Source organism: Mycolicibacterium aubagnense, assembly GCF_010730955.1.
GTDB classification, from domain to species: Bacteria; Actinomycetota; Actinomycetes; order Mycobacteriales; family Mycobacteriaceae; genus Mycobacterium; species Mycobacterium aubagnense.
On record NZ_AP022577.1, the window covers coordinates 2052125 to 2073495 of the forward strand.

The 21371-nt window shown below is 65.7% G+C and carries 23 protein-coding genes and 1 pseudogene; 10 read left to right on the forward strand and 14 right to left on the reverse strand.

Annotation, left to right across the window (positions count from 1 at the left end; genetic code table 11):
* Positions 1 to 14 precede the first annotated feature (14 nt).
* The 3 genes from G6N59_RS10120 to G6N59_RS10130 all read right to left on the reverse strand — a co-directional run bounded on the left by G6N59_RS10120 (position 15) and on the right by G6N59_RS10130 (position 2446).
* A complete protein-coding gene (locus G6N59_RS10120; protein ID WP_138232053.1) occupies positions 15 to 962 on the reverse strand; it encodes an aldo/keto reductase in 948 nt (315 codons plus the stop codon).
* Positions 963 to 1031: 69 nt separating this feature from the next.
* Positions 1032 to 1754, reverse strand: coding sequence for an isochorismatase family protein (locus G6N59_RS10125; RefSeq protein ID WP_138232054.1), 723 nt, complete (start codon positions 1752 to 1754; stop codon positions 1032 to 1034).
* A gap of 101 nt (positions 1755 to 1855) precedes the next feature.
* Positions 1856 to 2446, reverse strand: coding sequence for a TetR/AcrR family transcriptional regulator (locus G6N59_RS10130; protein ID WP_138232055.1), 591 nt, complete (start codon positions 2444 to 2446; stop codon positions 1856 to 1858).
* Between the two features lie 103 nt (positions 2447 to 2549).
* On the opposite strand from G6N59_RS10130, the gene G6N59_RS10135 reads away from it, so the two are divergent.
* Complete coding sequence (locus G6N59_RS10135; protein ID WP_138232056.1) at positions 2550 to 2924, forward strand: nuclear transport factor 2 family protein; 375 nt, start codon at positions 2550 to 2552, stop codon at positions 2922 to 2924.
* A gap of 24 nt (positions 2925 to 2948) precedes the next feature.
* Positions 2949 to 3395: an OsmC family protein gene (locus G6N59_RS10140; protein ID WP_138232057.1), complete on the forward strand. Its 447-nt coding sequence runs from the start codon at positions 2949 to 2951 to the stop codon at positions 3393 to 3395.
* Here the strand turns inward: G6N59_RS10140 and G6N59_RS10145 are convergent.
* The gene (locus G6N59_RS10145; protein WP_138232058.1) at positions 3392 to 4495 is read right to left on the reverse strand and encodes a ferritin-like domain-containing protein; all 1104 of its coding nucleotides are present in this window, start codon (positions 4493 to 4495) and stop codon (positions 3392 to 3394) included. The genes G6N59_RS10140 and G6N59_RS10145 overlap by 4 nt on opposite strands.
* A 78-nt stretch (positions 4496 to 4573) precedes the next feature.
* Entirely contained in the window at positions 4574 to 5347 is a 774-nt protein-coding gene (locus G6N59_RS10150) for an enoyl-CoA hydratase (protein WP_138232059.1), read from the reverse strand.
* Positions 5348 to 5514: 167 nt separating this feature from the next.
* On the opposite strand from G6N59_RS10150, the gene G6N59_RS30555 reads away from it, so the two are divergent.
* Together G6N59_RS30555 and G6N59_RS10155 are read left to right on the forward strand one after the other, a co-directional pair.
* The gene (locus tag G6N59_RS30555; protein WP_170212441.1) at positions 5515 to 5685 is read left to right on the forward strand and encodes a hypothetical protein; all 171 of its coding nucleotides are present in this window, start codon (positions 5515 to 5517) and stop codon (positions 5683 to 5685) included.
* A gap of 254 nt (positions 5686 to 5939) precedes the next feature.
* A complete protein-coding gene (locus G6N59_RS10155) occupies positions 5940 to 6224 on the forward strand; it encodes a DUF732 domain-containing protein (RefSeq protein ID WP_234884374.1) in 285 nt (94 codons plus the stop codon).
* A 172-nt stretch (positions 6225 to 6396) separates the two neighbouring features.
* On the opposite strand, the gene groL is transcribed toward G6N59_RS10155, so the two are convergent.
* Together groL and groES are read right to left on the reverse strand one after the other, a co-directional pair.
* Positions 6397 to 8016: a chaperonin GroEL gene (groL, locus tag G6N59_RS10160; RefSeq protein WP_138232061.1), complete on the reverse strand. Its 1620-nt coding sequence runs from the start codon at positions 8014 to 8016 to the stop codon at positions 6397 to 6399.
* Positions 8017 to 8096: 80 nt separating this feature from the next.
* Entirely contained in the window at positions 8097 to 8399 is a 303-nt protein-coding gene (gene groES, locus G6N59_RS10165) for a co-chaperone GroES (RefSeq protein WP_029367666.1), read from the reverse strand.
* A gap of 426 nt (positions 8400 to 8825) precedes the next feature.
* Here groES and G6N59_RS10170 point away from each other — a divergent pair, with 426 nt between their 5' ends.
* Positions 8826 to 9155, forward strand: a complete 330-nt coding sequence (locus tag G6N59_RS10170; RefSeq protein ID WP_138232062.1) for a DUF732 domain-containing protein — start codon at positions 8826 to 8828, stop codon at positions 9153 to 9155.
* A gap of 65 nt (positions 9156 to 9220) precedes the next feature.
* Positions 9221 to 10453, forward strand: a pseudogene (locus G6N59_RS10175) (IS256 family transposase).
* A 419-nt stretch (positions 10454 to 10872) separates the two neighbouring features.
* Here G6N59_RS10175 and G6N59_RS10180 read toward each other — a convergent pair.
* A complete protein-coding gene (locus tag G6N59_RS10180; RefSeq protein ID WP_234884377.1) occupies positions 10873 to 12141 on the reverse strand; it encodes a PucR family transcriptional regulator in 1269 nt (422 codons plus the stop codon).
* A gap of 166 nt (positions 12142 to 12307) precedes the next feature.
* Here G6N59_RS10180 and G6N59_RS10185 point away from each other — a divergent pair, with 166 nt between their 5' ends.
* The 4 genes from G6N59_RS10185 to G6N59_RS10200 are packed head-to-tail and all read left to right on the forward strand — an operon-like array spanning position 12308 to position 17277.
* Positions 12308 to 13552, forward strand: coding sequence for a cytochrome P450 (locus G6N59_RS10185; protein WP_138232081.1), 1245 nt, complete (start codon positions 12308 to 12310; stop codon positions 13550 to 13552).
* A complete protein-coding gene (locus G6N59_RS10190; protein ID WP_138232082.1) occupies positions 13549 to 14523 on the forward strand; it encodes a PDR/VanB family oxidoreductase in 975 nt (324 codons plus the stop codon). Before G6N59_RS10185 ends, G6N59_RS10190 begins: the two co-directional genes overlap by 4 nt.
* The gene (locus G6N59_RS10195; RefSeq protein ID WP_138232083.1) at positions 14520 to 15551 is read left to right on the forward strand and encodes a Rieske 2Fe-2S domain-containing protein; all 1032 of its coding nucleotides are present in this window, start codon (positions 14520 to 14522) and stop codon (positions 15549 to 15551) included. Before G6N59_RS10190 ends, G6N59_RS10195 begins: the two co-directional genes overlap by 4 nt.
* Before the next feature lie 10 nt (positions 15552 to 15561).
* A complete protein-coding gene (locus tag G6N59_RS10200) occupies positions 15562 to 17277 on the forward strand; it encodes a GMC oxidoreductase (protein WP_138232084.1) in 1716 nt (571 codons plus the stop codon).
* Between the two features lie 4 nt (positions 17278 to 17281).
* Here G6N59_RS10200 and G6N59_RS10205 read toward each other — a convergent pair whose 3' ends face one another.
* From G6N59_RS10205 to G6N59_RS10230, 6 genes are read right to left on the reverse strand one after another with little or no spacing between them, the layout of a single operon-like run.
* Entirely contained in the window at positions 17282 to 17725 is a 444-nt protein-coding gene (locus G6N59_RS10205; protein WP_138232133.1) for a nuclear transport factor 2 family protein, read from the reverse strand.
* A 5-nt stretch (positions 17726 to 17730) separates the two neighbouring features.
* Entirely contained in the window at positions 17731 to 18756 is a 1026-nt protein-coding gene (gene tsaD / locus G6N59_RS10210) for a tRNA (adenosine(37)-N6)-threonylcarbamoyltransferase complex transferase subunit TsaD (RefSeq protein WP_138232085.1), read from the reverse strand.
* Positions 18753 to 19205, reverse strand: coding sequence for a ribosomal protein S18-alanine N-acetyltransferase (rimI, locus tag G6N59_RS10215; protein WP_138232086.1), 453 nt, complete (start codon positions 19203 to 19205; stop codon positions 18753 to 18755). The genes tsaD and rimI overlap by 4 nt, the downstream gene beginning before the upstream one ends.
* Positions 19202 to 19825, reverse strand: a complete 624-nt coding sequence (gene tsaB / locus G6N59_RS10220) for a tRNA (adenosine(37)-N6)-threonylcarbamoyltransferase complex dimerization subunit type 1 TsaB (protein WP_138232087.1) — start codon at positions 19823 to 19825, stop codon at positions 19202 to 19204. The genes rimI and tsaB overlap by 4 nt, the downstream gene beginning before the upstream one ends.
* A complete protein-coding gene (tsaE, locus tag G6N59_RS10225) occupies positions 19822 to 20283 on the reverse strand; it encodes a tRNA (adenosine(37)-N6)-threonylcarbamoyltransferase complex ATPase subunit type 1 TsaE (RefSeq protein WP_138232088.1) in 462 nt (153 codons plus the stop codon). The genes tsaB and tsaE overlap by 4 nt, the downstream gene beginning before the upstream one ends.
* A complete protein-coding gene (locus tag G6N59_RS10230) occupies positions 20276 to 21367 on the reverse strand; it encodes an alpha/beta fold hydrolase (protein ID WP_138232089.1) in 1092 nt (363 codons plus the stop codon). Before G6N59_RS10230 ends, tsaE begins: the two co-directional genes overlap by 8 nt.
* Positions 21368 to 21371 lie beyond the last annotated feature (4 nt).

Consider the following 21371-nt stretch of genomic DNA (forward strand, 5'->3'; position numbering starts at 1 on the left):
GGCCGGACTTCCCTTCAGCGATCCGAAGGCACTTCGGTGAACCCAGGTTCCCCCCCGTCGACAACGGAGTTGAATCGAATACGGGTGTCCAGGCGCTCGTTGATCTCGTCGATCGCGTCATCGGGAAGTGCTGCGACAGCGAAGTTTTCGGCGATCCGAGAGGGTGTGACCGATGCCGTCAGAACTGCGCTGCCACGCTGGATTCCCCAAGCCAGCAAGACCTGTGCGGGCGTCCTATCGAACTGCCGCGCCATCGAGACGATGAGCGGATCGTCGAGCAGTCGTGGTTCGAGTGCATGACCAAGCGACGCGAACGCCAACAAGATGGCGCCATGGCTCTTGGCCAGCTCGTACAGTTCCCACTGCGGGTGGTACGGGTGTGCCTCCACCTCGACAACTGCCGGCTTGATCCGCGCGAACTCCAGCACGTCCCTGGTTCTTTCGGCACTGATGTCAGAAAGTCCGATCGCGCCGACAAGCCCTTCGTCGACGAGATGCTCCATGGCAGCCCAGGTTTCAGCCAGGGTGACGCCGTTGTCGTAGATCACGTTCCCATGCACATCCCGGGGATCCTGATCATCGCCAGGCTGGAACGCGAACGGCGTGTGCACCAGGTACAGGTCGAGCGTGTCCAATCCCAACCGGTTCAGGCTCGCCTGCAGCGCGGGCTTGACCCGTTCCGGGCGGTGGTTGTTGTTCCACAACTTGGTGGTCACGAACAGGTCTTCGCGGCGGACTGTCCCGTTCGCGAACAGTTCCTTCAGCGCCGCACCGACCTGCGCTTCATTGCGGTAACGCTCGGCGGCATCGAGGTGGCGGAATCCAGCTTCGACCGCTGCGATCACCGCGGCCTCGGTCTTCGTGTTGTCGGACAGTGAAGTCCCGAACCCGAGGGCCGGGATTGCGCCGCTGCCGTTGTTCAACGGGAAACGTCGCTGTCTCACATCGTCGTTGAGTGTCATGATCCTGATCTCCTTGTTCACTGATGGCTTGGTGTGCGGAAAGTGCTTAGGGGCAATGTGTTTCGAGGTTCACTGGCCGCCATCCACACCCCCGCCGACGATGGCGACCGCCTGCGCGGTGGTCCATACCGCGCTGGCCAGGTACCGAAAGTTCACCAGCGCAGCCAGGTAACCGTCACCCTCGGGCAGGCGTGGACCCGCCGTGGCGTCTTTGACCACGGCCACCTCGAAGCCCTGTTCGACGAGTTCGCGCAGGTGCCCTTCGACGCACAGGTTGGCGGCCATGCCGGCCAGGATCACCTGCGTCACGCCGCGCTTGCGCAACTGCAGCACAAGGTCATTCGACTCGGGACCCACGATCTTGTGGGGTGAGGTGATGACGGTGCGGCCGTCATGGATGTGGTGCCGGTACGCGGGCAGGAAGTCCGCGCCGGAGTCGGCGAAACCATCCATTGTGTAGGCGCCGGCACGCGCAAACATGCCGACACCGCCCATGAACTGCTCGAGCGGGTCGCCGAACCGCCACTGCCCATCAGTTGGGTAGAAGTAGTGCGGCGAGACGGCGACCGTGAGTCCGGCACGCTTGGCCACTTCGAACAGTTCGCCGATGTGCGCACCGGTGTTGTTCTCTTCCACGCTCGCACCGAACACCGACCACGCCACTCCGTCGGGACTAAGGAAATCGATCTGGGGATCGGTGACGACGAGCGCCGCACGCGCATGGTCGAGCACGAAGCCGGAACTCGGTAAGGCGGGTTGCGGCGGCTCGGCATAGTCGGAGTGGTCTGCCATGGCACAGCCTTCGCGGTCGGCGGATGTTGACACCGCAAGAATAGATGACCGGTCGTCTATAAATCAAGAGCAACCACTAGTGGCCTGCATAACAGCTCGGGTCAGCGCAGCAGCGCCGGCAACGTGACCGTTTCGAATCGGTCGTACGGCGCGCGGCTACGGGTGACCTTGCCCCTCAATGCCGCACCCTCCCACGCCTCGATCAGCACCGATGCCAACTCGGACGCTCCGCGGTCCGCGGCAATGTCACCACCACTGCCCTGCCCCGATCGCACGCAGCCGGCAAGCGCCCCGTCCCAGCGATCGAGGATGCGCGTCAGTTCGGCGCGCACCGGTTCGCTGGACCCGCCGAGTTCGAGCGACATGTTGCCGACCAGACAGCCCAGCAGGAAGTCCGCGGATTCATGCTCGTCGGCGAGCGCATGGAAGAACCGGGCGATCCGCTGGTGTGCCAGACCGTCAGCGTCCAGCAGCGGCAGGAGCCGCTCCTCGATATCGGACCAGTAGTGCTCGAGGATCGCCGCCGCGAATGCCTCCTTACTGGGGAAATACGCGTAGAACGAACCCTTCGGCACACCCGCCGCGTCGGTGATGTCCTTCACGCCACTGGCGGCGAATCCGTGCGCATGCACGAGATCGAGCCCTGCGGCCAGCAGTCGCCGGCGGACTTCGGGATTGGCTGGGCGCGGCACCCCACAATATTAGCCGACCGGTCGGCTATCTTTGGCTGCGAAACCGCTCCGCTGCGACTAGCGTCGTGGACGAGGTATCGCGGCGCGGCCAGGGAGAACATCGATGTGCGACGAAGTAGAGGCCGCTCTGCGGCGGCACTGGGCGGCATCCGACGCCAACGACTTCACCGCAGAACACGAAATCTACCGCGACGACGCGGTTCTCGAGTATCCGCAGTCGGGTGAGCGAATCCGCGGGCGGCACAACATTCAGGCATCGAGGTCTGCCCAGCCGAACGTGAAGCACTTCGAGGTGCGGCGCATCGTCGGTTCGGGTGAGCTGTGGCTCACCGAGTTGGTGATGACGTATGACGGGCGACCGTTCTACACCGTGAGCATCATGGAATTCTCGGGTACCGAGGTTGTGCGCGAGACCCAGTACTTCACTGAAGCATTCGAGCCTGGTCCATCCCGCGCCCAATGGGTCGAAAGAATGTGATGCCAACTTGATGAGGAGACGTTCATGACGACACCAACGCCCGAAGGCACCGTCACTGTCGCCGAGAGCGGCGCGGGGACCTACACGCAGGAGATCATCGCCGGTGGGCACCGGTTGATCGCCGACGAGCCACGGCCGTTCGGCGACGACGCCGGCCCGTCACCCTATGACCTGCTGCTGTCCGCGTTGGGCGCCTGCACCTCGATGACGGTGCGGATGTACGCCGACAAGAAGGGGCTGCCGCTCGAGCAGGTCCGAGTATCGTTGCGCCACTCTCGGATTCATGCCAAGGACTGCGCTGAGTGCGAAACCCGGGAGGGCATGATCGACCACATCGACCGCGATATCGAACTGGTCGGCGACCTCGATGATGACCAACGGGAGAAGCTGCTGGCCATCGCGGAACGCTGCCCCGTGCACCGGACCCTGACCTCGGCGGTGCACGTCTCCACGACGTTGCGGCGGCCCTAGCTCGCCGCCTGCGCGATGATCTGGTCGACTTCCGTTGCGCGGACGGCCATCTCGGCGTGCGCCTTGTCGAGGGCCTCGGCCTGATCCTCATCGGCCTTCATCAGCGCCTCGATATCGAGCCCGGCCATGTCGAGGACGCCCATGTCCGCGAACGCACCCTGCACCTTGGGACCCCACAACCCGATGTCCTTGACGATCGGCACGATGCGGCTGAACAGGTGCGCGCGGAACTGCTTCATCATGGGTGACGACGTGTCGACCCACTCGGCGCACGCCTTGACGTCGAGGCCGAGGGTCTCGAAAACCTCCTCGCCACGGAATCGGTCACGCATCAGATAGCAGGCGTCCACGACGAACTCTTCACGCTCGTCCCGCTCCGCTTCGGTCAGCTCGGAGTAGTAGTCCTTCAACGAGATTCGGCCGAAAGCAACGTGCCGCGCCTCGTCCTGCATGACGTACGCCAGCACCTGCTTGGCCAGCGAGCCCGGAGCCGCCAAGTCACGCAGTGTCCCGAAGGCGGCAAGTGCGAGACCTTCGATGAGGACCTGCATGCCGAGGTAGGGCATGTCCCAGCGTGAGTCGCGCAGGGTGTCCCCCAGCAGTGCGGTCAGGCTCTTGTTGACCGGGTAGACCAGTTCGACCTTCTCCTGCAGGAATCGGGAGAACGCCTCGACGTGCCGAGCCTCGTCCATGGTCTGGGTCGCCGCGTAGAACTTCGCGTCCAGATCCGGGACCACCTCGACGATCTTGGCCGCACACACCATCGCGCCCTGCTCGCCATGGAGGAATTGCGAGAACTGCCAGGCCTGGGAGTGATGGCGCATCTCGGCTCGGCGCGATGCGTCGGCGGCGTCCCACATCGGGCTACCGAACAGTGGGTGGAACTCGTCGGGCAGGCCGATCGGGTTCATCGGATCGACGTCCTGCGACCAGTCGATGCGCGACTGCGCGTCCCACTGCTTGTCCTTGCCCTTCTGGTACAGGGACAGCAGGCGCGCCCGGCCGTCGTCATACTCCCAGGTGAAGCGCGCGTCGCCGCCACTGGCGGTGTCCCACGAGTACGGCTCGGGCACCTCGGTGTACTTATCCTTCGTGGTCACGAGCGGCCGCCTCTCTGCGCGCATATGTCCGGACGGAAATATGACCTGTCTCACAGTGCGCCGCGGGCGGCCAAGCCGTCAACTACCGGGCGGGCGTTTCTCGATGAAGGCCAGCACGCCTTCCAGCGCGCTCGGATCCATCATGTTGCACGCCATGGTCGTTCCGGCGTCCGCATAGGCAGCTTCGATCCCGACTTCGAGCTGTCGGTAGAACAACGACTTTCCCATCGCGACGGCGACGACGGGTTTGGCGACGATGCTCGCGACAATCGCCTCGACCTCGTCGTCGAGCGCCTCTGGGGCCGCCACCCTGTTGACCAAACCCAGCACTTTGGCCTCGTCCGCGGAGATGAACTCGCCGGTGACGAGCATCTCGAACGCGGCCTTCCGCGGCACATTGCGCGACAACGCGACTCCCGGTGTCGCACAGAACAATCCAACGTTGATCCCACTGACCGCGAAGCGCGCCTCGGCGCTCGCCACCGCGAGGTCGCACATCGCGACGAGCTGACAACCGGCCGCGGTCGCCAGACCGTGAACCCGTGCGATCACCGGGACCGGCAGCCGCTGGATCGCGAGCATCACGTCGGTGCACTGGGCGAACAGTTTCTGGTAGTACTCGAGTGACGGCTCGGCGCGCATCTCCTTGAGGTCGTGGCCGGCGCAAAAAGCCTTGCCGGATGCCCCGAGGACGACGGCCCGCACCGTCCCGTCGTCGGCCAGGGCGCCAAAGCTCTCCCCCAGCTCGGAGAGCATCGCCTCGGACAGCGCGTTGAAGGCTTGCGGACGGTTCAGCGTCAAGGTCACGACGCCACGGTCGTCACGGTCGTGGCGCAACAGCGGTTCGCTCATCGTCGGACGCTAGCACCGAACTTCCGAACCCGGCCGGCGCGTCCGCCGATCGGCGCAGAAGACTTATTTCTGCCAACCGTGCATCAAATCCTGCCGATCGGAATGATCCTGCCGCACAACCAGTTTCAACCATCAGAGCACCACAACAACCGAAGAAGGGGTTCACAATGAAGAAGTTCGGCTTTGCCACTCTGATCGCTTCGAGCATGACCGCCGCCGTCCTGGGTCTGGCCGTTCCCGCTCAGGCCACCACCGGAACCCCCATCGGTCCGCACTACAGCGTCGACAACCACGACAACGTCAACACCACCAACGGGTTCTACGACCAGGCGTTCTGACCCGAAAACCGCAAACCCAAAAGCGCCCCCGGCCCAACAGGACCGGGGGCGCTTCGTTGCGACTACCTAATGGGCGTGACCGTGGTGGCCGTCAGGGGTAGCGGGTTACTGCCGCCTCAATAGCTGCCAATCGACAGCGCGCACGGCCGGGACGCCCATAGTGTTGAACGCGCAATCGCAAGTGCCGTAGTGACCTACTGCGGCGAGAGAACGGGGGCGGGATCATGCGAAAACAACTTGCAACAGGAATCGGGGTGGCGGTGGTGCTCGCCGGCGGCTTTGTCGGCGCATCGCCGGCTCACGCGGACGATCAGTCATTTCTCAACGAACTCCGGGCCGACAACTTCCCGGGTTTGTCGTTCGCGGGCCAGCAGATGCCCGACGGGGCCGTCGTGGCACAAGGCTATATGGCCTGCAATCGGTTGCATTTGGGGCAATCAGCCGATGACTTGATTGCACAAGTCAACCCTGGCGATGCCAACATCGGCCGAATGCTGGTACATGCCGCGCAACGCAACCTGTGCCCCGACACACTATGACGGTCACCCAATAACGTTGTAGCGCAACGGCTTAATCACCGGGGTGTTCTCGTCGCACTTACTGTGAGGGCTATGCACGCAAATCGACGAGATTCCGTGCATACCCCTCACAGCCGCGTGGACGGAAACACCCCCGGCCCAACAGGACCGGGGGCGTTTCGTCTAGCTACTCCTAGTGGGCGTGACCGTGGTGGCCGTGCCCGTGATCGGCTTCCTCAGCCGGCTTTTCGACGATGGCCGTCTCGGTCGTCAGGATCATCCGTGCCACAGAGGCCGCGTTGAGCACCGCGGACCGGGTCACCTTGGCCGGGTCGACGACACCGTCGGCCAGCAGGTCACCGTAGGTCAGGGTGGCGGCGTTGAAACCGTGGCCGACGGGCAGCTCGGCCACCTTGTTCACCACGACCGGGCCGTCGAGGCCGGCGTTGGTGGCAATCCAGTACAGCGGGGCCGACAGCGCCGAGGAGAAGACCTCGAGGCCGAGCAGCTCGTCGCCGGACAGCGAGCCACGCAGGCCGTCCAGCGCGGTGCGAGCGTGGACCAAAGCGGCGCCACCACCGGTGACGATGCCCTCTTCCACCGCGGCCTTGGCGGCAGCGACGGCGTCCTCGACGGCTTCCTTGCGCTTCTTCAGGTCGGTCTCGGTGGCTGCGCCGACCTTGATGACGGCCACGCCGCCGGCCAGCTTGGCGAGGCGCTCTTCGAGCTTCTCGCGGTCCCAATCCGAGTCCGAGGCCTCGATCTCGCTGCGCAACTGCGACTTACGGCCGTCGATGGCCTCGGCAGTGCCGCCACCGTCGACGATCACGGTGCTGTCCTTGCTGACCACGACGCGACGGGCGGTGCCCAGCACGTCCAGGCCGGCGTCACGCAGGACCAGGCCCACGTCCGGGTTGACGACCTGACCACCGGTGACGACGGCGAGGTCCTCCAGGAACGCCTTACGGCGGTCACCGAAGAACGGCGCCTTGACCGCGACGGCCTTGAGGGTCTTGCGGATGGCGTTGACGACCAGGGTCGACAGTGCCTCGCCCTCGATGTCCTCGGCGACGATCAGCAGCGGCTTGCCGGACTGTGCGACCTTCTCCAGCAGCGGCAGCAGGTCGGGCAGCGAGCTGATCTTGTCGCGGTGCAGCAGCACCAGCGCGTCCTCGAGGACGGCTTCCTGGGAGTCGAAGTCGGTGACGAAGTACGCCGACAGGAAGCCCTTGTCGAAGCCGACGCCCTCGGTGACCTCGAGCTCGGTGTTCAGGGTCGAGGACTCCTCGACGGTGACGACGCCGTCGGCACCGACGCGGGTCATGGCCTCGCCGACCAGCTCGCCGATCAGTTCGTCACGCGAAGACACCGTGGCAACCTGCGCGATGGCGGTCTTGTCCGACACAGGCTTGGCCGCGGCCAGCAGGGCCTCAGACACCGCGTCGGCGGCCTTCGAGATGCCCACACCGAGCGCGATCGGGTTGGCACCGGCAGCGACGTTGCGCAGACCGGCCTTGACGATGGCCTGGGCCAGCACCGTGGCGGTGGTGGTGCCGTCGCCGGCGACGTCGTTGGTCTTGGTCGCGACGGACTTGACCAGCTGGGCGCCGAGGTTCTCGAACGGGTCTTCCAGGTCGATGTCGCGGGCGATGGTGACGCCGTCGTTGGTGACCTGCGGGCCGCCGAAGGCCTTGGCCAGCACCACGTTCCGGCCACGCGGGCCGATCGTGACGCGGACCGCGTCGGCGAGCTTGTCGACACCGGCTTCCATGGCCCGGCGCGCAGCTTCGTTGAATTCAATCAGCTTGCTCATGAGAGCCTTTCGCTAATACGCATACCGCCCCGGACATCACCCGTGCGGACACGGGGATTTCCGGGGCGGGACACGAATGCTTACTTGGAAACGACAGCCAGCACGTCGCGGGCCGAGAGGATCAGGTACTCCTCGCCGTTGTACTTGATCTCGGTGCCGCCGTACTTGCTGTAGATGACGGTGTCGCCCTCGGCAACGTCCAGGGGGATCCGCTTCTCGCCGTCCTCATCCCAGCGGCCGGGGCCAACTGCGACGACGGTGCCTTCCTGCGGCTTTTCCTTGGCGGTGTCAGGGATGACCAGACCGGAAGCGGTCGTGGTCTCGGCCTCGTTGGCCTGAACGAGGATCTTGTCCTCGAGTGGCTTGATGTTGACTGCCACGATGGAAGCCCTCCACTTGGTTCGGGTGTCGATCCGGGGCCAATCCCCGGATCCCAGGTATTCGGCAAGCGCCCTGACCACACACCGTCGTCGCGGGTGCCGGAGCGGGGTTGGCCGCGTGCCACCTAGCACTCTATACACGTGAGTGCTAGCGCTCAAGGGTGGGTCAGTGCCGGGTTTCAAGAACTCGCTGTGAGCGAAACCGCAGCGATGCGTGCTACCACCACCGGGGCGTATGTCAGCGGTGGACGTCGTCGGCATCTTCAGGTGGCCCTGGCGACTGATTGAGAGGGAAGAACCACGCCGTTCGCCCGTCGACACCTTGTCCGCCGAAAGCAGCTCGACTGAGGTGCCCGACGGACTTAAGTCACCGGTACCTCGGGACCTACGACGCTAAGGTGATCCTGGCCGTCGTTCCTACGATTAGCCATGAGCACGCTGATCAAGATCACGGCGGGCGCCGCGGTCGTCGCCGCCGGGTTGGGCAACCTTCTGGCAGCCGCCCCAGCACAGGCTGACGCACAGCAGGATCAAGGCTTCTATTGGTTGTTGACACGCCCGGACGGGGACAACCTGACGATAACGAACTTCCCGTTGGTGAGGGCACAAGGCATCGCCGCGTGCCAGCGTCAGGATGCCGGAGAGCCGCCATACCAAACACTCAAGGAACTGCAGTACCCCCGGGGGCCGGGTTGCGTCCATCAAGGTGGTGTACGAGTCGGACCTGATCAGCGGTACCGGCGTGTCGTAGCCGAGTGATTGAAGGTCATCGCGTGATTCTTCGAGAGACCGTCCAAAGTCACTCGAGCAAAGGAATCGACGCGATGACCACTGCCCACAATATCGATCTGCCCACTGTGCTGGCCGAACGACTCACCACTGCCCATCCCGACGTGCTGCGCGAGCTGCTGGCCACGTTCATCCACACCTGATGGGCGCCGAAGCCGACGCCCTATGCGGTGCCGGCTACGGCGAACGCTCGGCTGAGCGCACCAATTCCCGCAACGGCTACCGACACCGTCAATTCGACACCCGTGCAGGGACTTTGGATCTTGCGATCCCGAAGCTGCGGCAAGGATCCTACTTCCCGGACTGGCTGCTGGAGCGCCGTAAACGCGCCGAGCGGGCCCTGACCACGGTGGTGGCGACGTGTTACCTGCTTGGTGTCTCGACGCGGCGGATGGACAAGCTGGTCGAGACCCTGGGCATCACGTCGTTGTCGAAGTCGCAGGTGTCGGTGATGGCCAGGAACTCGACGCCGCCGTGGAGGCGTTCCGGACCCGGCCGCTCGATGCCGGCCCGTATACGTTCGTCGCTGCGGACGCTCTGGTGCTCAAGGTGCGTGAAGCCGGCCGGGTGGTCAACGTGCACGCCCTGATCGCCGTCGGGGTCAACGCCGAGGGCTACCGCGAGATCCTGGGAATCGATGTCACGACCGCTGAGGACGGGCGGGCTGGTTGACGTTCTGGCGGTCGTTGACCGCCCGCGGCCTGTCCGGGGTCAAACTGGTCACCAGCGACGCCCACGCCGGGCTGGTCGCCGCCATCGGGGCCACCCTGCCCGGAGCGGCGTGGCAGCGCTGCAGAACCCACTACACGACCAACCTGATGTCCGTCACTCCCAAGAGTTCGTGGCCCTGGGTGCGCACCCTGCTGCACTCGGTGTTCGACCAACCTGACGCTGAATCCGTTGCTGCTCAATATGATCGGATCATCGACGCATTGTCCGACAAGCTGCCCAATGTCGCCGATCACCTCGAAGCGGCGCGGCCGGATCTGCTGGCGTTCACCGCGTTCCCCAAGCAGATCTGGCGCCAGATCTGGAGCAACAATCCCCAGGAACGACTCAACAAGGAGATCCGCCGGCGCACCGACGTCGTGGGCATCTTCCCCGACCGCGCGGCCCTGATCCGTCTCGTCGGAGCAGTGCTGGCCGAACAACACGACGAATGGGCCGAGTCGCGGCGCTACCTCGGCCTCGACGTTCTGAGCAAATCACGCACCGTCAACGACACCCCAACCGAACAGGAGGCTACCCCCGCGGCACTGCCCGCCTGACCCAACTACCTCGAAGAATCACACGACGACGTCATACACCACGTCCCTGGACTTGACCGGGGGCCGTACACGTTCGACATCGCCAACTCCATTACCTCGGCAGCAGAGGCCATCTACTGCCCTTGGCATATCGGCTCCCCTGAAGGGAGTGACTGGGTCGATACTTCGGCTCCGGTGAACCCGCGACCCACCTACCCGCCAATCGCGTGGTACCCGCCGGGGTACATCCCGGCACCTGTCGACACCTCCGGGTCCACGGATCCGGGACTCACGGTCGTCGCACATCATTTGATCGGGACCGACGCCAGCCACTCCTGAATGCACTACGTCTGGATGCACCACGTCGCAAGCAACCAAAATTCGCCAGACAGCCAGGCGCGCATTGCCGACGGTCCATAAATGGCCCGCGACACGAATTGTCAGTTCAGCACTGCCTGCCCGAACCAGTGGCAGAGCAGCAATGCAACCTCGACCTCGATCCGGTCGTCGACAATCGGTGTGCCGCGGCGACTGATCGCGCGGTTCACCCGGTACTTGATCGAATTCGAATGCAGATGCATTTCGTCGGCGGCCGCTTTGAAACTCGACCCCGTCCGCAGGAACACGCGCAACGTCTCGCGAAGCCGCTCATCGTTCTCGGTATCGCTCGCCAGCGGGCCCAGGATTTCGGCCACCCACGCGCCGACGGATCCGACGTTGTCGCCGAGCAACGTCGCGACAGGAAGCCCCGGGTCGCTCGCCGCGGTGATGCGACGTTCAACGGATCCCGATACCACCGCCACCGCACGGGCATCCACCGCTTGTTCGTGCGAACGCCGGAATCCGTCGATGCCCGGCAACGGGTTGCCCATCGCGATCCACGGCGAATCCTGTTGTACCACAGCGAATTCACGGATCCGGCTTGACGCGTCCTCGGCGCCGCGCGCCGACAGCGGCAGCCAGACCCAGGCGGTGAGGTGGTCGACCGACAGGAACAGCGGCGGCTCGTGGGTACCGAGCGTCGTCGCCACGTGGTTGGCGAAACGTTCCATGCGCACGAGCTCGTCGCCGCCGTTGTCGTCCGGATACCACAGCGCCAACGCCAGATGCACGCGTCGCAACGGGTAACGGATTTCCTCGGTCAGCTCGTCGACGTCACCGCCGGCCACGGTGAGAATGGCGCGAACCCGCTGGGCCCGCATGCTGTTTCGGTTCTCCATCCACCGGTCGTACTCGCGCTGGTAGGTGATGAGGACCTGCTGCGAGATCCAGTCGATGTAGCCGAACGAGACCGTCTGGAAGTACTTGAAAACGTCGAGACTCGAACGCGGATCCAGGTCGGAGGCGGCGATCTCGTCGAGCACGAAGTTGAGCACTTCCTGGTGCCCCAGCCGGTAGGCACGCACCACCGCATTTGCGGAGACGCCCCGCTGCGCCATCCGCCGCGCGTGCTCGAGCGACTCGGTCGGAGGGACGACGTCCTCGATCGGAATGCGGTGACGAATCGAGGCGAAGACAGTTTCGACGTTCGCCGCGACGGTGTGCGCCTGCAATTCGAGCAGTTGCGCATCCTCGCTGAGCTCGGAGATCTCGGTCAGAAGGATTTTCTGGATCGACTGCGTGATGTCGTTCAACTTGCCGTCGAGGGCACCGATGATCTCGGCTGCTCGTGCGACGACAGCACTCTCGTCGACGCGGGTTTCAGGCATGAAATGACCGTAGAGCACGAGGCGCCGACGTTGCTGCAAATCGGGCGTTGTCGCCGCAGGACAACGACGCTCCGCAAACCCCGTGAGAGTTGGTCGTCCCGAGACGTCGATCGAAACCGCCTTCGTCAATAGCTTCATAAACATCAGACCAACGAGGAGGGCACCAGTGACTACTGCCGCCGCAACCGAAGTGGATCTCGCCGCCGTCGACCTTGCCGATGCCGCGGTGTGGGACGACGGTCCGCCGTACGAGTTGTTCGCCCGAATGCAGCGCGAAGACCCGGTGCACTACAGCCCGCAGCGGAATGTTCCCGGCGAGGGCGGCTTCTGGTCCATCACCCGGTTCGACGACGTCCGCGCAGTCAGCCGCGATCACCGGACGTTCTCGTCCGAAAAGCGCGGCATCTTCAGCGTCGACGACATCGGTGTCCCGCTGGATGTCCAACGGCTGCAGCTCATTTCAATGGACCCGCCGCGGCACGACCGGCTCAAGGCCCTCGTCATCAAGGCCTTCACCCCCGAACGCGTCGCCGCCCACGAAGAGGCCATCAAGCAGATCATCAACGACGTGCTCGACAGCGTCGCCGACCGTGAGTCCTTCGACCTGGTCCGCGACATCGCGCGGCCGGTGCCGGCCCGGGTCATCGGTTCGATGCTCGGTACACCCGCCGAGGACGACGAGCGCCTCGTCTACTGGACCAACGTGTTCAGCGCATTCGAGGACCCGGAAATCCGCAAGCAGTGGGATGACGCCGGCACCATCGTCACGGAGATCATCACGTACCTGGGCGATCAGATGAACCAGCGCCGGGAGAACCCGCGCGACGACCTGATCACCGCGGTGATGAATGCCGACGTGGATGGCGAGAAGCTCACCGAGCTCGAGATGGCCACGTTCTTCACCCTGCTGATGACCGCCGGCAACGACTCGACTCGCGCCACCTACAGCGCGACGATGCTGGCTCTGATGCAGAACCCGGATCAGCTGATCCTGCTGCAGGAGAACCCCGAGCTGATCGACGCGACCGTCGAAGAAGGCCTGCGCTACGCGCCCGCGTTCGCCTTCATGGGCCGCGCCGCGACCACGGACGTCGAGCTGCACGGCAAGCAGATCAAGGAGGGCGACCGCCTGCTGCTGTGGTACCTGGCGTCCAACCGGGACGAGACCGCGTTCGAGAATCCGCACGAGTTCGACATCACCCGCGAGGGTCTGGCAGACAAGCACCAGGCCTTCGGAGGTCGCGGCAGGCACTTCTGCCTGGGCGCCAACCTGGCGCGGCTGGAACTGAAGCTGTGGATTCAGGAGACCGTCCGCCGGTTCCCCGACCTCACCCTGGACGGCGACCCGACGCGCGTGCGGGCCTTGTTCCTCAACCAGTACAAGTCGATCCCGGTCCGGCGGTCGCGATGAGCAACGCCGCTTACCGGGAAGTCGAGGTCGACCTCGAGGTGCGTCGACGCGAGCAGTCCGCGGACGGTGTCGTCACGCTGACCCTCGCCGACCCCTCCGGTGCCGACCTGCCCGAGTGGACCCCCGGCGCTCACATCGACCTGGTCATGACGCCCGCGCTCACCCGGCAGTACTCCCTGTGCGGCAGTACTGCCAGCCGGAGCGAATGGCAGGTCGGCATCCTGCTCGACCCGAACAGCCGCGGCGGCTCGCAGTACGTCCACGACAAGCTGCACGTCGGAACCACGGTCCGGGTGCGCGGGCCACGCAACCACTTCCCGCTGGTGAGCTCACCGCGCTACCAGTTCGTCGCCGGCGGTATCGGCATCACGCCGATGCTGCCGATGATCGAGGCCGCCGAGGCCACCGGCGCCGACTGGCAGCTGATCTACGGCGGCAGCGCCCGCTCGTCAATGGCGTACCTCGAGGCGCTGGAACTGTTCGGCGACCGGGTGACCATCTGTGCGCGCGACGAAGACGGCGACGGTTTCCGGACGAAGCTGGCTGCAGTGCTTGCGGCTCCGCAGGAGAACACGCTGGTCTACTGCTGCGGGCCCGAGGGCCTGCTGGACGCGGTCGAGCACGCCTGTGAATCCTGGCCCGCCGGCAGCCTGCACCTCGAACGCTTCTCCGCAAAGACCGTCGAAGCGCCGTCGGACGCCCTCGACACCTTCGAGGTCGAATGCCAGCGGTCCGGTATCACCCTGACCGTGCCGTCGGACAAGACGATCTACGACGTCGCCGAAGAAGCCGGCCTCGACGTGCTGGGGTCGTGCATGGAAGGCGTCTGCGGCACGTGTGAATGCGAAATCATCTCCGGCGAAGGCGATCACCGCGATTCCGTGCTCAACGACACGGAGAAAGCGGCGAACAAAACCATCATGATCTGCGTCTCGCGCTCCCGGTCGGAAAGGCTGGTGCTCGACCTATGAGAACCAACTACCCATTGAATTGCTGGTACGTCGCCGCGCTCAGCGATGAGGTCGGCGAAGGACTGCTGGCCCGGCGCCTGCTCGGCAAGCCCGTAGTCCTGTACCGGCGCGCGTCCGGCGAAGTGGTCGCCCTGGAGGACCGCTGCGTGCACCGCGCCTATCCCCTGTCGGAAGGCCGGCGCGACGGCGACCGGCTGGTCTGCGGCTATCACGGCTTCAGCTACGAGCCCGACGGCTGCCTGGCCGACGTGCCGTCGCAGGAGAACGTCCCACCCGGCGCCCGGGTGCCGGCGTACCCGATCGTCGAGACCGCGCCGTTCATCTGGATCTGGCTCGGCGAGCCGCGGGCCGCCGCCCTGCGTCCGCCGCCTCGGGTGCCGTGGTACCTGGACGGTGCCGGCTGGACCAGTACCACCGAGGTGCTGCGGATCGACGCGAATTACCTTCTGCTGCACGAGCATTACCTCGACCTGACCGACGTCTTCGCTACGCACCCGGAGGTCGTGCCACCGGACATTCAGCAGCTGCCGCCGCTGGACGAGGTCGAGATCTCCGAACGCTCGGTGGCCTACACCCGCCAGACTCCCCCGAGCCGCCTCGCCCCGTGGGAATCGGCGATCACCGGCTTGCCGGAGGAGTCGGTGGCCACCCGGCGGGAAGAGGGGACCTTCGTGTCGCCGGCCCTACACACGCAGCACTATGCCATCGAGGTCGAAGACGGAAAATCGCACGAGCTCTTGCGAATTCACGGCTTCACGCCGGAATCCCCCGGCGCAACGCATGTCTTCCTGCAGATGGCCCGCAACTACGACGGCGCCGCGGACGCCATCACCGAGTACCTGCGCATCATGTTCCACGAGTGGGCCGTTCGCGATGCGGCGCTGCTGGAGACGATCCAACGCCGGCTCGACGAACCCGGCGCCCGCCGGCGCGACATCAACGTCAAGGCCGACCGGGCCGCGATCCGGGCACGGCGTATCGCCATGGACATGGTCGACGAAGAAACCAGCCGTTTCACCGACAACTGAGGAGAAGTACATGTCCAACACCGACTATGACGTGATCGTCGTCGGGTCCGGATTCGGGGGCAGCGTCACCGCGTTGCGGTTGACCGAGAAGGGTTACCGCGTCGGCGTTTTGGAAGCCGGACGCCGGTTCACCGATGACCAGTTCCCGAAAACCAGTTGGGACGTCCGCAAATTCGTGTGGGCGCCCAAGCTGGGGTGCTTCGGCGTACAGCGCATCCACCTGCTGCGCGACGCCGTCATCCTGGCCGGGGCCGGCGTCGGGGGCGGGTCGCTGAACTACGCGAACACCCTCTACAAGCCGCCCGCGCCGTTCTTCAACGACCCGCAGTGGGCGCACATCACCGACTGGTCCGACGAGCTGTCGCCCTACTACGACCAGGCCCGGCGCATGCTCGGGGTGGTGATCAACCCGAGCATGACCCCGGCCGACGAGATCATGAAAGCGGTCGCCGAGGACATGGGTGTCGGCGACACGTTCGTCCAGACCCCCGTCGGAGTGTTCTTCGGCGAGCCCGGCAAGACGGTCCGCGATCCGTTCTTCGGCGGCGTCGGACCCGACCGCACCGGGTGCATCGAATGCGGCAGCTGCATGACGGGCTGTCGCTACGGCGCCAAGAACACATTGCTGAAGAACTACCTCGGCCTGGCCGAGAATGCCGGCGCCACAGTGCATCCGCTGACGACGGTCGATTCCGTGCGGCAAAGCCCGAGCGGGATCTGGGAGATCGACACCGTCCGCACCGGCAGGACCCTGCGCAAGAACCGCCGCACGTTCACGGCGCGGCACGTCGTCCTGGCGGCCGGCACCTGGGGCACCCAGAACCTGCTGCACAAGATGAAGGACAGCGACACCCTGCCCCAGCTGTCGGACCGGCTCGGTGTACTCACCCGCACCAACTCCGAATCGATCGTCGGCGCAATGAAATACCAGGTCGACCCGGCGCTGGACCTGACGCGCGGGGTGGCCATCACGTCGTCGTTCCATCCGACCAGCGACACCCACATCGAATCGGTGCGCTACGGCAAGGGCTCCAACGCGATGGGCCTGCTGCAGACCCTGATGACCGACGGCGGCGGTCGGTGGCCGCGCTGGCTGAAGTTCCTGGGGCTGGCGGTGACGCACCCGCGCGCACTGTTGCGGGTGTTGTCAGTCGGCAATTGGAGTGAGCGCACGGTGATTTCACTCGTGATGCAGAACCTGGACAACTCGATCACCACGTTCACCAAGCGGGGACTGCGTGGCCGGCACCTGTCGAGCAAGCAGGGCCACGGCCAACCCAATCCGACATGGATCCCGGCCGGCAACGACGCGACCCGCCGGGTCGCCGAGAAGATCGACGGAGTGACGGCCGGCACCTGGGGCGAGCTGTTCAACATCCCGATGACCGCGCATTTCCTCGGTGGTTGCGCCATCGGCTCGGACGCCGAGCACGCCGTGATCGACCCCTACCACCGGGTCTACGGCTACCCCACCCTGAGTGTCGTTGACGGGTCGGCAGTTTCGGCGAACCTGGGCGTGAACCCCTCGTTGACCATCACCGCCCAAGCGGAGCGTGCGGCAGCGATGTGGCCCAACAAGGGCGAGAACGACCTGCGTCCCGAACAGGGACAGCCCTACCGTCGGGTGGACGCTGTGGCCCCGGTCAAACCGGTTGTGCCGGAAGGCGCTCCGGGGGCGTTGCGGCTGCCCCTCATCCCGATCTCGTCGACCGGGAAAGACGCGTAGCGCCCTACAGCGAGATATTCAGATGGTCGGACACATTGCCGACCATCTGAACATCCACGATGCGCTCGGTGAAGTACCAGCCACTGTCGTCGCGCGCGAACGTATCGGCGTACCGGCCCACCACGATGGGCTGCAGCGGCACCGTTTCAGTCTGTTGCACCACGCAGAACGTCGACCTTGCGTGAGCGATATCGCCATCGAGTTCGACGATCGGGTTGAGCACCAGGTGCCGGGTGCGCGGGGTGTTCCCGTGGTCCGGGAACCGGCGAGTGGTACGGGCGAAAGTCTTGGCGATCGCGTCCCGTCCCTCGACGCTGCCCGAAGTCGGCCCGCCGAACCGACCACGCCCCAGCAGGTCTCCCACGCCGTCGAAGTCGCCGGCATCGATCAACTCGGCGTAGCGGTACAACAACTCGGTGATCGCCAGCTTGTCCGCCACGTCTTCCAGCTTGCTCACGCGATCTGTCCCTTCACCACCGGCAGCCCCGGATCGCTCGGCACATCGAGCGGTGACGGCTTGGCACCCGCGGCAATCAGATGCGCGGCGAAGGACGCGATCATGGCCCCGTTGTCGGTACACAGCCGGGGCCGCGGCACTCGAAGCGTCAAACCAGCCTCGGCACAACGCTCTTCGGCGAGCTCCCGCAGCCGTGAGTTGGCCGCCACACCCCCGGCGATCAGCAGCGTCGACACCCCGAGATCGGTGGCCGCGCGAACCGCCTTGCGGGTCAACACATCCGCGACGGCCTCCTGGAACCCGGCCGCCACATCGGCGTGCGACGCGTCCGGGTGTTTCTCCATGTGCCGGGCAACCGCGGTCTTGAGCCCGGAAAAGCTGAAGGCGTACGGGTCATCTCGCGGCCCGGTCATGCCGCGCGGGAACACGATGGCGTCCCGGTCACCCTGGCGGGCCAGCTCGTCGAGCACCCGGCCACCGGGGTAGCCCAGCCCGAGTAGCCGGGCCACCTTGTCGTACGCCTCACCGGCCGCGTCGTCGACGGTGCTGCCGAGTTCTTCGATCGGCTCACCGAGGGACCGCACGTGCAGCAGGTGCGTATGGCCACCTGACACCAGCAGGCCGACACTCTCTGGCAGCGGTCCGTGGTCGTACACGTCGGCGGCCAGATGTCCACCGAGGTGGTTGACCCCGTAGAACGGCACTCCCCACGCCGCCGAATAGGCCTTGGCCGCAGCCACACCCACCAACAATGCCCCGGCCAGACCGGGTCCGATGGTCGCCGCCACGACGTCGGGCCGCTCGATGCCGGCGGTCGTCAGCGCCCGGCGCATGGTGGGCCCCAGCGACTCCAGATGCGCACGGGAGGCGATCTCCGGCACCACACCGCCGTACCGGGTGTGCTCGTCGACGCTGGAGGCGACCTCGTCGGCCAGGAGCGTGACGGTTCCGTCATCCGCGAGTTCGCAGATGCCGACTCCTGTTTCGTCACAGGAACTTTCGATTGCCAAGATGATCGTCATGACGCCTCCTTGCGCATCGTGTAGGCATCCGCGCCACTGATCCGGTAATACCGTTTGCGCACGCCCATTTTCACGAATCCAACGCTTTCGTACAGCCCGATCGCCGGCTCGTTGTCGGTGCGCACCTCCAGAAACACGGTGCCACCGTCGGCGATGGCCAACAGCCGGTCCAGCAGCTCCCGACCGATGCCCTGGCCCTGATACGCCGGATCGACGCCGATGGTGTGCACCTCGTACTCGAACGGCGGTTTGCGGCCCAGGCGGCTGATGCCGGCATAGCCCACCAGCAGCTTGCCGTCGCGCGCTGCCACATAGTGGTTGTGGTCCGAGTCGAGCTCACGGATGAAGGCCACCGCCGGCCACGGGTCATCGCCCGGGAACAGGATCGCTTCGAGTTCGCCACACCGGTCGGCATCACCGACCGTCAGCGACCCGTACTCGACCGTCACGAGAGGCCCCGCTCGGCAAGGGTTTTCGCATCCGGGCGGCGCAGGTACAGCGGCACCAGCGCAGCGGGCGGCTGGTCCCAGTCGGCGGCGGTCACGAGTCCGGCCACGGTCGGGTACTCCACCGCCAGCGCGGGCAAGGGGAACAACGCGACCTGCGCGGCCGGACCGGCGACCGAACCCGCACCCGACTCGACATCGGCCGCGGCACTGACGGCCGGTCCGTCGACCCGCACGCCGTCGCGGTACCGTGCCCAGTACACCTCACGGCGACGGGCGTCGGTGACCACCAACAACTCTCCGGCCGTCTGAGGCGCGATCGCGTCGAGGCTGCACACCCCGTACACCGGGACGCCGAGGGCATGGCCATAGGCGGCGGCGGTGGCCATCCCGACCCGCAGCCCGGTGAACGGGCCCGGCCCGCAACCAACCACGATCGCCGTCAGGTCGGCGAACGTGATTCCCGCATCGGCAACGGCGGCAACCACATTGGGCGTCAGTTGCTCGGCGTGCGCACGGGCGTCGACGGTGATCCGTTCGGCCAGCACCTCGACACCGGCGGCCGTACGCCGGGCCACCCCGGCGGTGACAGCCGGAGTTGCGGTATCGATGGCGAGAATCATGAACGGCTCCAATGCCAGACAGCAGTACGGGTGTCGTCGTCGGCGCGCTCCAACCGGATGTCCAGATGGCTGGCCGACAGTCGCTCGGCCAGGCCCTCACCCCACTCGACGACCACCACGGCATCATCGAGGTCGGTGTCGAGGTCAAGCGAGTCGAGTTCTCCGAGCAGGTCGGTGCTGCCCGAGTCGAGCAGCCGGTACATGTCGACGTGGACCATCGCAGGGTGCCCGGCGCGACGGGCGGGGTGCACCCGGGCCAGCACGTAGGACGGTGACGTCACCGCTCCGTCGACGTCCATGCCTTGCGCAATACCCTTGGCCAGCATCGTTTTTCCGGCACCCAGCGGACCGGTGAGCACCACCACGTCGCCGACCCGAAGTTCGGCGCCGAACCGGGCGCCGAGGGCCATGGTGTCTGCCTCGGTCGGCAGGTGCTCGGTGCCGTGCGAATCATCCATTGCGCTTGGCCTTTCCACGCAGCTGCCGGGTGAGCGCCACCAATCGTGACGGGGTGGCGTGTTCGACGAAACGCTCCAGCGCTTCGTTGATGAGTTCGGGTTGCTCCATGTGCACCATGTGGCCGGCGCCTTCGACGATCACCAGTTCGGACTTCGGCAGCTGCCGCATCATCGCCTCCGACTTGGCCGGCGGGGTCAGCAAATCCTGGTCGCCGCAGGCGATCAGGGTGGGCACGTGCTGCAGCACCGGCAGCGCGCCGGCCTCGTCGTGGGTTTCCAATGCATGCAGGAATTCCACGGTGGTGCGCATCGAGGTGTCATGCATCATCTTCTCGACATACCGCGCCACCGACGGACTGACGGCCTCATCACCGAACGACGCGGCCTTGAGCACCGGGCCGATGACGGCCTTGGCCGCGCCCCGCCCCGCACTGACCGCCCCGGGCGCAAACCGCACGGCGACCTTGGCCGCCTCCAGTGCCGGATTCTGCAGCACCTCACCGAGCGGCGAGCGGGTAACCCCTTGTGCCGCAGAGGCGATGAGTGCCACGCCGCACACCCGTGCCGGATAGTTCCGCGGGAACTGTCGGGCGTGAGACAGCACCGTCATGCCGCCCATCGAGTGGCCGACCAGCACGACGGGACCGCGCGGAGCCATCACCCGCATCACCGATTCGAGGTCCTGCCCCAGCTGCGGCACGGTGTACGAGTCGACCGGCCCGGCTGACGACCGGCCGTGACCGCGCTGGTCATAGAACACCATGCGGACCTGATCACCCCACCGCTCGGCGAGGCGGGCCCGCTGAAAATGAAACGAGCCCATGCTGTTACAGAAGCCGTGTGCGAAGAGCACCGTCAACCGGGCGTCTTTCGGACCGACCTCACGCACCGCCAGCGGCACGCCGTCGGTGGCGGTCACGACGCAGCCGCGGTCGGCGTCGAGCGTGGTGAAATCTTCACCGGCATAAGGATCTTCGCCACTACGGCGGCGCAGCGAGCGAACCACACCGATTCCGGCGACCGACCCCACGGCAGTGAGGCCGGCCATGCCCGCCAGCCACCGGGCATTCTTGTTGTCGCCCATGGAC